The sequence below is a fragment of the Legionella bozemanae genome, from assembly GCF_001648595.1.
Lineage (GTDB): Bacteria > Pseudomonadota > Gammaproteobacteria > Legionellales > Legionellaceae > Legionella > Legionella bozemanae.
In genome coordinates, this window is record NZ_LBAW01000005.1 from 206946 (window position 1) to 221217 (window position 14272).

The following is a 14272-nucleotide window of genomic DNA, read 5'->3' on the forward strand; positions in this document are numbered from 1 at the left end:
GAAAATCCGGTTAAATAATTTCAAAGTAACGATCCAACTCCCAATCCGTAATATGGCGGCGAAATTCTCGCTCTTCCCATTCACGAGAAGCAGCAAAATGATCAACAAATGGATCACCAAATAAAGAACGAGCAGCCTTTGACTCCTTAAGGCGAGTAGCTGCTTCCCACAGGGTACGCGGCAATGCAAGCTCTTCTTCATGAGGTTGTGCGTAGGAGTTGCCTTTAATTTCCGGGTATGGCTCCAGTTTATGTTCAATTCCATAAAGGCCAGAACCTAAAGCTGCTGCCAAAGCCAAATAAGGATTCGAATCGGCGGATCCCAAACGATACTCAACGCGCTGCGATTTATCACTTCCCGGGATAACACGTAGCGCCGTAGTACGATTTTCTACCCCCCACGTCGCATCAGTTGGCGCCCAGAATCCTGGAATCAAGCGAGAGAAACTGTTCACGGTAGGTGAGACCATTGCCAAAAACTCGGGCATGAGTTTCTGTTGACCTGCCACAAAATGCCGCTGAATTTCACTCATATTATGTTGCATTGAAGAGTCATAAAAAGCGCTTCTCATATCATTTTTATAGCGTAAGGAGAGATGAATATGTCCACTTTGGCCAGGATAATGCGGCGACCATTTGGCCATAAATGTTGCCATCATCTTGTTGCGCTGCGCTAAGATCTTCATGAATGTTTTAAATAACGCGGCCTTATCGCCCGCTTCTATGGCTTTATCTACAGCGATTGCTGCTTCAATTACTCCCGGGCCTGTTTCTGCATGCAACCCTTCAATAGGAAAATCCATAACCTCGCTCATATTGAGGATCTGATGATATAAGTCCGCATGAACTGTATTGCGAATCATTGAATAACCAAAAAAATCAGGTGTCATGGGTTTTAAATCACGAAAACCTTTAGAACGTATACTGTCAGGAGTCTCGTCAAACATAAAGAACTCATATTCCAATGCGGCATAAACATCAAATCCCATTGAATCAGCTTTTTGCACAACTCGACGAAGTAATGACCTGGGACATAACGCTTCAGCCTCTCCAGCAAATTCAGCCATAAATAACAGTTGATTTTCTTCAAAAACAAGATCACGACACGTTTCTGGAAGAACGCGCACTAAAGTATCAGGGTAACCAGTATGCCAACCTGTATATTTCCCATTATCATACAGTTTATCTTTGGAGTCCCATCCCAAGATCACATCACAAAAAGAAAAACCATTGTCCAGAGCCGAGAAAAATTTATTACGGCTCATATATTTTCCAAGCATCACCCCATCCATATCAAATAAACCAACCTTGATATGGGCCAGATTACGCTCCTCGATAATTTGCTTTGCTGCCTCAACAGTCTTAACATCCTTTGGAGTTAACATAGCATTTCCTTTGCCTATTCGTTATGAGTCAAGATTTCTTTTCAAACACGCTGCGACGAGAAGAGAGCGAGGAGAAACGAAGCACAGACCGCAGTGTACCCGTCAGATTCGAGCACCGCATCGACAAGCACATCTCCACCCCAGTAAAATTTGGAAAGAAGTCCATTGATAATATCCCAGATTCTATTCTTTAATCCAGGGGTATTTATTGAAGTTGAAGCGACAAATCCTTTCAAAATTAATTGCATAACTATTTCTCTATATGCTAAGGTTTTTTCATGATATATGGACGCATTACCCAAGAATAAAAATTACATCATGCCAGACTACTTTGTTGATGATCTTCCCCAATCACTCCATGATTTTCTTCATAAAAATGATTTGAATTATCGCCAATCTCTTACTCCCATTCCTTTATTTGATCCACAAAAGACAAGTGTCTGGACCTGTGAACAAAAAAAGATTTTCGCATCTATTTTTTATCATTTAAGAGGTCATTTCATTAATTTTGTATGGTTCATTGCTAATTTTGCCAGTAATGAATTAACAAAAAAAATAATTCTTGAAAATATTCATGAGGAATTGGGAATAGGAAGTCGATTTTCTCATGAAATGCTCTTTGAACGTTTTGCAAAAGAGTGTGATGTAGATATTCATGATGAAATCATTAATGAAACACACTATGTTCCTTTTGCAAAAAATTTCAATAAAGCTCACTTGCAATGGCTGTCAGAGCATGATGAAGAAGAAAGAATAGCCGCTTTTGCTGCTTATGAGCGTCTTGATAATCTGGATTATCCCTATTTGCTTCAAATGGCGGACTCAATTAATTTATCATCACCTGCAAAAACTTTTTTTAAGGTACATGCGTATGTAACCCATTTTGATTCCACCCTGGAATTAATTCAGCCTATATGGGAAAAAACTCCACATAAAATAATTCGAGCCTTTCACTTCATTTATACACATCAACTTCAGATGTGGTGTAATTTGTCCCAGCAACTATTCACTTTAGCAACTGCTCCAACAGCACATGACCACATCTAATTTATGAATATAAAGCAACTCTTTTTGCTTACTTGCCGTACTTTATGCAAGACATGCAATTGCTCTGTAAAAGGCTACCCCCTGCCTACATCCCGCTTGTCAGCGGATCCCAAAGTACAATTGCAAGCTTGATTTAATCAATTTTAGGAAATTTCACAATAAAATGAGCAAACTCATTTAATTTACCCTTACAAAAGATATCGCCCCCTGCATCTTGCATGAGTAATTTACAATAAGCCAGTCCTAATCCAGTACCGTCTTTACGCTCAGAATAAAAACTCTCAAAAACCTTTTCAAAGTTTTTGGAATACAATCCCCTGGCAGTATCTCTGACATGCAGATAATTAAAATTGTCTTTCTCGGAACCAATTTCCAACCAAATTGAAATGATTCCTTTTCCCATTTCTTCAATATATTCAAGACTGTTTTTTAATAAATTCCAGAGTAAATTCTTAAATGCCAATTCCTCTAACCAAATTGAAAAATTATTTTCATTACTGACCTGTATCAGTGACTTCTGGGTTTCTTTTAAAGGATAATCATCCAGGGAACGTTCAATTAAATTTTTGATGGAATAAATAGTAAAGTTTCTCGTATTGAATTTATTATGTTTGATATTGCTCAACTGCATACTAATGAGACGATTACTTGTTTCTATTCCACGAGTAATTTTATTTAAGCTTTCTTGTAAATCTTTTCGTATCTCAGAGTTTTTAATTTTTTTCAGCATAATTTCTTGTAACTCAGCCTGCAAATAAATACTTGCTAATGGTGTACGCAGATCATGGGCGATGCTACTTGCTAACATTCGCATTCCCGAAAGTCGTCCCGCAGTGATAATTTCCCTATCCCGAGCAAACAAAGCGCCAATCATTATTGCAGCAATAAAAGTAACAGATAAACTAAACAGGGATATATTTCCAGGAATGTATTCAATCATTTGATGCGATGAAAAATAAGAGAACACCGCCAGGCCGCATCCCAAAAAAGTCAGTACTAAAGTGCCCCGAACACTAGTTACCAATAAAAGGAAAAAAATAGCGGAAACACAATTCATTAACCATAAAGTAGAGCAATGATTAATTAATGTTAAATAGCAAAAAAAATAAGGTAAACAAAATAATAAAACCGCATACCAGAAAATAGGCAAAAACTTTAACAATGCTTGTGGCCAAAACCGATTCGCGGCCAAACTGGCACAGAGAAAAGCAGCAACAAGTCTTAAGAAAAATTCCTCACTCATTTGAAAACTTTCGAGTTTCCAAAATACTCCAAAGAGCGGGTAATTAATCATCATCACTATGCCAAACAGCGTAATTTGATGACTTGCATCCTCCGTTTGTTTTACCAAGTATTGGTAAATAATAAATAATCCCTCTTTTAGCAACTTCATTGTAACTAAACTCATCAATTTTTAACCGATTAAGAATATCACATCTAAATCATTTTTGATGAATATAAATTTTATCTACTCTACCTTAAGTGATTTTGCTAAAATTGCCGCAATTTCAACTCAAGAAAATACATCATGACCACTTCTCATACACCAATGATGCAACAGTATTTACGCATTAAATCAGAATACCCTGATATGCTTCTGCTTTATCGTATGGGTGATTTTTATGAATTATTCTTTGATGATGCCAAACGTGCAGCCCAATTATTGGATCTTACTTTGACCCATCGCGGCCAATCTGCTGACAAACCTATTCCCATGGCAGGCGTGCCTTATCATGCGGTGGAAAATTATCTGGCTCGATTAATCAAAAAAGGCGAGTCAGTGGCTATTTGTGAACAAATAGGAGACCCTGCAACAAGCAAAGGGCCTGTAGAGCGTCAGGTTACTCGCATTATCACTCCAGGAACAGTGACTGATGAAGCACTTTTGGATGCAAAAAAAGATAATTTATTGCTGGCTATTCACTACCAAAAACAAAAAATTGGTCTTGCGTGGGTTGAACTGAGCAGCGGACGTTTTCATTTATTGGAATTAACAGAAGTAAATCAGCTTAGTGCAGAGCTTATGAGACTGCAGCCCGCTGAATTACTCTTACAAGAAGAATCTTCTTTGGAAGAATATTGCGTCAATTTTCCAATCAAGCTGAGACCTGGTTGGGAGTTTTGTTTTGACGATGCAAAAAAACGTCTATGTGATCAATTTTCAGTCAATGATCTTTCTGCTTTTGGTGAGCAAGATCATCCTACTGCTTTAGTTGCAGCAGGTGCTTTATTGAGCTACTTACAGGCGACACAAAAACAAGCTCTTCCTCATTTAACCACAATGACCCTTGAGCATGCCCATGATTACTTACAACTGGATGCCTCAACACAGAAGCACTTGGAAATATTCGAAAATATGAGCGGCAACCATGAAAACAGCTTATTATCTCTGCTGGATAAAACTGCCTGTTCCATGGGCAGTCGTTTACTGAAACGGTGGTTGGGAAGACCACTCAAACAACATGCTCAAATCATGGCGCGTCAACAGGCCATAAAGGAAATTATCCATCTACAACACGATGTATCCATCCATGAACTGCTGAGACAGGTATGTGATGTAGAGCGAATTGTGTCACGCATTGCTCTAAAATCAGCACGCCCACGCGATTTAGTTGCTTTAAGTCATACTTTAGCTTTACTTCCTGAGCTAAACGTCGTACTTACTCACAACAAAAGCGAACTTCTAGTGAAGTTAAAAAAACACATTAAGCCGCTACCTGCATTGCAGCAGCTGCTTGCATCGGCAATTATAGAAAATCCCCCTGTATTGATTCGTGATGGTGGCGTCATAGCTCCTGGCTTTGATGAAGAGCTTGATGAATTAAGACTACTTAGTACGCGAGCCAATGATAAACTCATCCACTTAGAACAAGAAGAAAAACAAAAAACTGGATTATCTACTCTAAAATTCGGTTTCAATAACGTACAAGGTTATTATATTGAACTTTCTAAAACTCAGGCAGAAAAAGCGCCTCCGCATTACCACAGAAAGCAAACTTTAAAAAATGTGGAACGTTATATCACGCCAGAATTGAAACAATTTGAAGAGAAAGTATTATCAGCCCAAGTAAAGGCCTTGGCACGTGAAAAATGGCTCTATGAAAATTTACTGGTAGAAATTCAGCAAAATATAAATGAATTGACACAATTAGCCCAAGCATTAGCGAAATTAGATGTGTTAACAACTCTTGCAGAGCGAGCTCAAAGTTTCAATTGGTGCTGCCCAAACCTAGTATCTGAATCACAGATTTCCATTGAGGCAGGCCGTCATCCAGTAATTGAACATTTGCTGCAGGAGCGTTTTATCGCCAATGACTTACAGCTCAACCCGTCGCAAAATATATTGCTCATTACCGGCCCCAACATGGGCGGTAAATCGACGTATATGCGGCAAACTGCTTTAATTGTCCTTCTAGCTCATATTGGCAGCTTTGTCCCCGCTCAATCGGTAACTTTAGGACCTATTGATAGAATTTTTACTCGTATTGGTGCGAGTGACGATCTGGCCTCTGGACGTTCAACCTTTATGGTGGAAATGACTGAAACAGCACAAATTCTAAGACAGGCAACACATGAAAGCTTGGTTTTAATTGATGAAATCGGACGTGGTACCAGCACTTATGATGGCATGGCTCTGGCCTATGCAAGCTGTACTTATCTTGCAACAACCATTAAGGCGTATACTTTGTTTTCTACGCACTATTTTGAATTAACTCATCTTCCGGAACAATGGCCATGTATTCGAAATGTCCATTTACAAGCATCATTGGATAGTGGGCGGATCATCTTTTTATATCGGGTAGAACCAGGACATGCAAATCGAAGTTATGGATTGGAAGTAGCAGAGCTTGCAGGTATACCCGCGGAGGTTTTAAAAATTGCTCATACTCATTTAAATCACATACAAGTCACAACACCAGCTTCCCAAAGACGCCCAGAAGCGCAAGTGCCTACCCAACAATCACCTATTTTACATGAACTAGCGCAGCTTGATCCGGATAGACTGACTGCTCGAGAAGCACTTGATTTAATTTATCGGTTCAAAAGTATGGTAAAAAATTAATGTCATAATTCATTCGAACAGGATACATTCCTTGAGCCAATATCATTTTCTCAGCTAAATCATTTTATTTTGGGCAGTGGCTGGATCAACTCCGTCAAATGAAAACTTATTTTACATATTGAATCGAAAATAACAATAATGATGATTATATTTACTTTTATATTACCTAGCCCTTCCTCTCGATTAAGTGTATATTCTCAAAATGTTTTCTGATGCAGATAGGGACATTTTTGGTGGAAAAAGTACTGAGACTATCATGAAAAAACTAATCTATCTGATACTTCTCATTACCTGTTTTGCGTTATTCGCTCAAGATAATGCCCCAGTATCCATTACAATTTATGGAGTTTCCGGAAAAGTCGAAGCCAACGTTGAAAAACGTTTGAATGAATTACAAAAATTAAAACCTCTTGCCCAATTCAGTCAGGAGGAATTGCAAGAACAAGTTATTCAGGCAGTCCAGCCTTTCGGCTATTTTAAAGCCGAGGCTACTGTACGCAGGCCTGGTGCGCGGCAGTTGACTGTCATAATCCATGCTGGCCCTCAAATCATGATTTCGCAACTTAAAATAGAACTTATTGGTGAAGGAGCACGCAACCTTATCCTTCGTGATGCAATAAAAAATATACCATTAATGCAAGGTACTCCTCTCTTCACAGAAGAATATGAACGAACAAAACTAAAACTTCTCGACTCAGCAGAAAGTCAAGGTTACATGCGTGCTGGATTTAAGAAAAGTGAAATTTTAATTGATGAAGAAAACTACACGGCAGAAATTACACTGATTCTTGATACTGGACCTCTTTATTATTTTGGGCAAATACAATTTAATCCTACATACATTGATCCTAAGTTACTGCATCGTTTTGTACCCTTTCATCCAGGACAAATCTATTCCGGAGATAAAATACTTCAGTTAAATAATGATTTATCAAATAGCGGTTATTTTAGTTCTGTACTTGTTAAACCACAAGTTACTGAAAACCCAACTGTTCCAGTGCAAATCTATACTGAACCTGCATCCAAATATTCTTACACTCTTGGTGCCGGATATGGAACAGATACGGGAGTTCGTGGCCGAGCTGCATTGCATGTTGTACCAGTCAATCGCCAAGGACATAAATTCAACCTAATGGCTCAAGGATCTTTTGTTCAAAATGCATTACAAGCCCAATATGTTGTTCCCGGTAAAAATCCTGTCAATGATCAATATACTCTTACAGGAAATTTTTCGAATTTAAATTACACTGCAGGGTACAGTAATTCATATCTTGTCTCCCTGGCCCAACAACATCGGGTAACCAATTATCAACGTGTACTCTCTATAAATACACTTTATGAAGGATTTCATTATTCGCTTCAGGAAAATACAAAGCAATTTCTACTTTATCCCAAAGCAAGTTTAACGTTTAGCAAAACCCAGGCTTTACTTTTTTCTCCCTCCGGATATAACATTACGGTCAATGGTCTTGCTGCAAGCAGAGCCCTTCTGTCTACTATTAATTTTGCTCAGGCTTCCTTGGATATAAAAGCTGCGATGCGAATAGAACCGCTACGTTTACGCCTTTACGGGCATGCAATTCAAGGTGTTACTGCAATCAATAATATTAATCAACAACCCGTATCACTTGCATTGCTTTTGGGAGGAATGGATAATTTAAAAGCATTTGGCTTTAATTCAATAGGTCCAGGCAGAATACTTAGTTATGGTGGTTTTGAAATTCAAAAGGAAACCAAAAAAAATTGGTATCTGATTGCATTTTATGACGCAGGAGCAGTTTACAATCCAGCCCCTTTAACAGCTTATTATGATGCAGGTGGTGGTTTAATGTGGGTTTCACCTATAGGTCCAATCAAAGTAGGATTGGCTCAGACAATTAATAATCGATGGCAACGTGACGGAAATAACCCACGTTTGGTGATCAGCATGGGGCCCGATTTATGAAGCGAATTCTCATAAAAATTCTGCGCGTGTTCGTTAAAACACTTTATATAAGCTCTTTATTCCTTATTTTACTTGCAGGAATAGTCTTATTTTTACTGGATACAAAGCCAGGACTGCATGCTCTTATCCAATTCAGCCGTCTATACCTTCCTGGCACGCTAAAAATTCAGCAACTTGAAGGTAGCCTATTAAATCACTTTACTCTGAATGGAGTTGAATACCAAGATAAATCCCTTAAAATAAAAATAGAACAATTGGAGGTACAATGGAAACCTCATTCGTTGCGAGAAAGCCAATTAGTGACCGCTCAATGGCGAGGTCTGCAATGGAATGCAGCAAAAGATAAAAAAATCATAGACAGTGAAAAAGGAACAATCACCGCAACCGGTATTTTACCAAATATACAAATCAGCATGCACTCACAAATAACTACTCTCCCCAAAGATCAGTGGTTAATGGATGCAAAAATTCGCGGAACTTTGCCTTGGCAGTGGACTTTTAATGCCACTCTAATCCAGCCTCAGAATACTTCTGCTCAGCATGCTCGTTTGTATACTAAATTATCCACCCATGGCGAGATTACCGCTAAAAATCAAGGCAATTTATTGTTGACCATAAGTCCTGGCTTTTATCATCCCCCTAATGATGACCCTTTTCCAAATGTTCAATTCAAGGGCGGGTCTTTAAAGATCATCCTTTCACCAGAACAGCTTAAAGGCTCCGGCATTTTGGCAATTGATGAAAATAAAAATTTAAAACTGCAATTTAACCTGCCTAAATTCACTCTTGATGCTGGCTTAAAGGACGACCAAGTAATAAATAGTGAATTATCTTTGGAATTAAGTTCTCTCAGTTTTTTGCAAAAAATTAGCCCTGAAATTGACAAGCTCAAGGGACAATTGATTGCTTCATTAAAAGTAAATGGTACTTTGAATAAAAGAAAAATAGAAAGTCATTTGATACTTAATAAAGCAAGTCTTTCTTTACCTAAACTGGGTCTTAATATCAATACCCTCGAAATGAACGTACGCGGCAATGAACACTCTTGGGAAGCAACAGGTTCAGCAGCATCAGCTGGCCATCATTTATCGCTCGCCGGAAAAGGAAGCTTAAGCTCTCAATTTACAGGAGATTTCACTCTTGAAGGGAATGATTTTCCGTTGGTTCAAACCAGTGAATATAAGATTCACATTTCCCCAAAACTCAACCTACATGTAACACCAAACCTGCAATCCCTTTCTGGTACCATTTTGGTTCCTTATGCTGAAATTAAACCTCGCTCATTCAACAACAGCATTTCTTTACCTGATGATGTGGTTTATAAACGTAAAGAAAAAACATCTCCTTCATTTACTTTGATTAACAATATGGATATTGATCTCGAGATGGGGAAAGAAGTTGCAGTCAATATAAAAGGATTACAGGGGCATTTAGAGGGAACACTGAATATCAAACAACAACAAAGCACAATCAATGCATATGGCGAATTATCAGTTCGAGATGGTACTTATAAAGCCTATGGACAGAACTTAGCAATACAACAGGGGCAATTAATCTTTGGCGGATCCATGAGTAATCCTGAAATTAACATACGTGCAGCAAAAAAAATTAGAACTACCTCAACTACTTTCGCCACCTCAAGTCAACTTTTGGATTTTAATAGCACAAATCTACAAAATATTAATTACGGAGAAACACTGATTTTAGGCGTAGAAGTCAGCGGTCGATTGGCTCGCCCTAAAATTCAATTATTTTCCGAGCCTGCAACCTTTTCTCAAGCGGATATCCTTTCCCTGCTTGTCCTTGGCCGTCCGGCAAACCAAGCAGATAAAGCAGGAGGACAATTGCTTCTCGCAGCTATATCTTCTATGAATCTAGGAAGTGACACAAAAAGTCTCCAACTCTTAGAGCAACTCAAACAAACTGCAGGCATAGATTTTAATATACAAACGAATACAAACTACAATCAAATAACCAATACCACGAGTGATACTACTTCTTTTATGGTAGGAAAATCACTTTCAAAACGTCTTTATTTAAGTTATAACATTGGCCTATCACAAACGGATACAAATATGTTGACCCTCAGATACTTACTCAACAAGTTTTTTAGTATTCAAGTAAGTAATAGTGATACAAGTAGCGCTATTGATTTTTTGTATACCTCAAATAAAAAAATTAAAAAAAGAAAACGTTCAAAGCCGCCAAGGTGAAGATAAAGCCCTGGTATTGGATAGTTATCTCTCAGTTAAAGCGCTGTATTCACTCAAACTACAGGGTTTGTGTTAAAATATCTCGGATACGATTTGGGCTCTTCGCCCCTTCTGACCGTACAGTGTGATGACATAACAGGATTAATTTAATGACCGATTACAACATACCATTAAGGTTAACTCGTTTAAGAAGTAGTGCCATGTCTCGTGCTTTAGTTAAAGAAACACGCTTACATCCGCAACAATTCATTGCTCCTTTATTTATCAGTGAATTACTTAATGAACCCCAAGAAATAAGCGCAATGCCCGGTCAATTTCAATTAAGTCTCGATTGTATTCCGAATGAAATTGAATTACTCACTTCCTTGGGCATTCCCGCGGTACTTTTATTTGGGATCCCTAAATATAAAGATGCGTATGGTAGTGAATCATTTAATCATGAAGGAATTATTCAAAAAGCGATAAAAGCAATTCGTGCTGTAAATAGGGATATCCTAATTATTACCGATCTTTGTTTTTGTGAATACACGGATCATGGTCATTGTGGGGTGCTCGCAGGAGAATGCATTGATACCGACAAGACCTTAGCTTTTCTTGCAAAACAAGCTCTAAGTCATGCGCAAGCTGGTGCAGATTGGGTCGCTCCTAGTGGAATGACTGATGGAATGGTGAGTGTGATTCGCGAGGCTCTAGATACTAAAGGATATCAGCATATCCCTATATTAAGCTACAGCGCCAAATACTGCTCCTGCCTTTATGGACCTTTTAGAGAAGCAGCTCAAGGAGCTCCAAAATTTGGTGATCGTAAAGCCTATCAAATGGATCCTGCAAATAGTGCTGAAGCCCTAAGAGAAACAGCTCTGGACATTGAGGAAGGTGCCGATATGATCATGGTAAAACCTGCCGGATTTTACCTGGATATTATAGCGAAACTAAAACAACATTTCCCAGAGGTGCCTCTTTGTGCTTATCAGGTAAGCGGTGAATATTCGATGATTAAGATCGCTGCTCAAAACCAGCTTATCAATGAAGAGCAGGCCATAATAGAGAGTTTGGTTGCGATAAAACGTGCTGGAGCAGATTTTATTATTTCTTACTTTGCCAAAGATATCGCACGTTTATTGAGTCAGAAATCATAAACATATAAGCATATTAGCTAAAAACACTTATTCTCTAAATAGAAACAAGTACGGCCTGAGTTAATCTCCAGTCTTGAGCTTGTTTTTATTATCTGAGGGAAAATAGACTCCTTTCCAAAAATATTGCTTAAGACTAATGTAATAGACACTAAGTTATTTTGCGATATACTCTTGGGTGCGTTTTAAAGATGTAAAAAATCCGATTGGTTAAGAGCAGTTACTTTTCACTAACTTTAGTGGAGATATTAACTTCTAACGAATCACTTATAATTAAATGGAGAAAAAGATATAATGAATTTAATATTTAAAGGTTTTTCAGTAGTAACTTTAGGTTTAAGTGCTGTAACAGCTTTTGCAAGTCCTGTTTATTTAATCACCCATAACAATACTTCTGTAGAATCAAATGCATATATTGCCGGCGTCCCTTCTGCATACCCAACTGCCGCCAATTCAACGCAAAAAGTTTATTGGAATCTCGTAAAATTGGCCTGCTATGGACATACAACTGGTAAACAGTGTTCTGCAGTAATTAAAATGGCTACTAATACAGCTAATCCCATAGAAGTTGGGGAAGTTCATATGGATCTTGATACTGGTGATATCAATCCAAAATATTTATCAAAGAACGGATATACCCTTTTTGTAAATGGCCTAGGTGAAGCCACCATTATCAAAAATTAATTATTTTCATTTATATCAGTTAGGAGGCGAGTTTCGCCTCCATCAAACGTCTAAGTTAATCCATATTAACAAAAATCAGTAACCATTCATCTACTTAGTTATTTGCAACAGGTATGAACAGCTACAAATAAAAAAGCCACTTGAAGTGGCTTTTATCCATCAGAATCATTTCTAAAATAATTATTTAGTAGGTACTTCAGGAACTTTATCAATAATCCATGTCAATTGAGCGCCCACAAGATCAGCAGCAAAATGACCGTCGTTAGCATTCACATTGTATATAGCGGTTTGTGAAAGAGCCTGGACAGAATCCACATCTGGCTTACCTCCAGCAAATAAATGAGTGTATCCTACATCGATACCAACAGTGGGACGCCATTGATAATGGGCGCCAACAGCAATTGCCCAACGATCAATATCAGGTAAACGAACGTTTCTATCCGTATCATTTGTTGGCGTCTGATCATAACCACCACCTATACGCAACATAAGTTTTGAATTTACATGGTAATTGGCCCCAAGGGCAACACGCCAGGAATCATGATAGTTTTGAGGCACAGCACTATTAATATTGGCTTGTGTCACATTAAAAAGTGGTGGGGAGCCAATACTGGGTACTGCAACATTATTTAATTGAATTACTTTAAAAACACCCCAACCTGTATAAACAACAGATCCTAATAAAGCCAATCTCTCATTGATATCCTGATAAGCACTTAATGTAAGTACATCTGGGAATTCTTGTGGATCACTAAATAAGTCATTATTTATACGGGTTGTTGAAGGAGGTAATACCGGGAAAATCAGATTAAAATCGTTATTCGCCAATATTCCAGTCAAGCGGCTATGGCCGTAGAAAACATGTCTTATTCTGGATTGATAATTAAGACCTATGCGGGTGTGATTATCATTAAATATTCCCATCACCCCAACATGGAAACCAACTCCATAAGATTTTGCTTTGTTGTAACTTAAAGTGTCAACAAGCGCAGGATCTTCCCCAAGAATTTGAAATAAAGTGGGAGCGCCAATCATTTGATTAAATTTAGCACGAGACCATTGAATATCAAGGCCGGCCCCCAATGCAAAATGCTCCGTGAGTCGAGTACCTAATTCTGGCGAAACATCCATAGTCAAAATTTCGGTATATGTCGCTGAATAACGTACAGGAGAATCAGGAGCCCAATCAGTAGACAAACCATATGGGGCAGTAATACTTAGACCAAAAGTAGTACGCTCACCTATGGGAAGAGCATAATGAAATGAAGGAACAAACGCATTGTAACTTCCATCTACACCGTCTAAATCTTGTACGTAATTAACGGAAGTAGCACCACTACGAGTAGTAAAAGTACTTGTGCCGTCCAGTTTCAGAGTAGGAAATATGCCAATACCCCCAAACACTACTTGCTGCTCACGAAGTAAGGCTAAACCGGCAGGGTTATACCAACCTGTTGATGCATCAGCTGCTTCAGCTGCAGAACCAGCAGCATAGTTACCAACTGCATATCCAGCGCCCTCTCCGTATAAAGAGAATCCTGCTGCATGAACTCCACTTGCAGCCAGAACACTAATAACAGCCGCGCTAACTAGTGTCCTTAAAGGTTTGTGCATATTTTTCACTCCTTACTCCTCAAGTATCAAACTTCAAAAAATTGATAAAATACGTCCGCTAGATAGCGAGTGTACCTTGTTTTCAAATCATTAAAAACACCTTAAAAATACTTTTTTCTTATTTATATTCAACAAGTAATGAATATTAGCCCATAATGATCTAATTAAGTCCATCATGATTAATTA

9 protein-coding genes are annotated in these 14272 nt (G+C 38.3%); 6 read left to right on the forward strand and 3 right to left on the reverse strand.

The window, feature by feature from the left end:
- Positions 1-10: 10 nt before the first annotated feature.
- Positions 11-1384 (reverse strand): glutamine synthetase family protein, encoded by a 1374-nt coding sequence (locus A8O27_RS06510; RefSeq protein ID WP_058459174.1) that lies wholly within the window; start codon positions 1382-1384, stop codon positions 11-13.
- A 318-nt stretch (positions 1385-1702) separates the two neighbouring features.
- On the opposite strand from A8O27_RS06510, the gene A8O27_RS06520 reads away from it, so the two are divergent.
- Positions 1703-2431: an iron-containing redox enzyme family protein gene (locus tag A8O27_RS06520; protein ID WP_058459363.1), complete on the forward strand. Its 729-nt coding sequence runs from the start codon at positions 1703-1705 to the stop codon at positions 2429-2431.
- Positions 2432-2564: 133 nt separating this feature from the next.
- On the opposite strand, the gene A8O27_RS06525 is transcribed toward A8O27_RS06520, so the two are convergent.
- Positions 2565-3824: a sensor histidine kinase gene (locus A8O27_RS06525; protein ID WP_058459172.1), complete on the reverse strand. Its 1260-nt coding sequence runs from the start codon at positions 3822-3824 to the stop codon at positions 2565-2567.
- A gap of 135 nt (positions 3825-3959) precedes the next feature.
- Between A8O27_RS06525 and mutS the strand changes: the two genes are divergently transcribed.
- From mutS to A8O27_RS06550, 5 genes are all read left to right on the forward strand, one after another.
- Positions 3960-6494 (forward strand): DNA mismatch repair protein MutS, encoded by a 2535-nt coding sequence (gene mutS, locus A8O27_RS06530; RefSeq protein ID WP_058459171.1) that lies wholly within the window; start codon positions 3960-3962, stop codon positions 6492-6494.
- A 256-nt stretch (positions 6495-6750) separates the two neighbouring features.
- Positions 6751-8439, forward strand: a complete 1689-nt coding sequence (locus A8O27_RS06535) for an autotransporter assembly complex protein TamA (protein WP_058459362.1) — start codon at positions 6751-6753, stop codon at positions 8437-8439.
- Positions 8436-10652 carry a translocation/assembly module TamB domain-containing protein gene (locus A8O27_RS06540; protein WP_058459170.1) on the forward strand — a complete coding sequence of 739 codons (2217 nt, stop codon included), beginning with the start codon at positions 8436-8438 and terminating at the stop codon, positions 10650-10652. The genes A8O27_RS06535 and A8O27_RS06540 overlap by 4 nt, the downstream gene beginning before the upstream one ends.
- Before the next feature lie 149 nt (positions 10653-10801).
- Positions 10802-11791, forward strand: coding sequence for a porphobilinogen synthase (hemB, locus tag A8O27_RS06545; RefSeq protein ID WP_058459169.1), 990 nt, complete (start codon positions 10802-10804; stop codon positions 11789-11791).
- A gap of 291 nt (positions 11792-12082) precedes the next feature.
- Positions 12083-12472 carry a hypothetical protein gene (locus A8O27_RS06550; RefSeq protein WP_058459168.1) on the forward strand — a complete coding sequence of 130 codons (390 nt, stop codon included), beginning with the start codon at positions 12083-12085 and terminating at the stop codon, positions 12470-12472.
- A gap of 180 nt (positions 12473-12652) precedes the next feature.
- Here the strand turns inward: A8O27_RS06550 and A8O27_RS06555 are convergent, their stop codons facing one another.
- On the reverse strand, positions 12653-14095 hold the full coding sequence (locus tag A8O27_RS06555) for an OmpP1/FadL family transporter (protein ID WP_058459167.1): 1443 nt from the start codon (positions 14093-14095) through the stop codon (positions 12653-12655).
- Between the last annotated feature and the right edge of the window lie 177 nt (positions 14096-14272).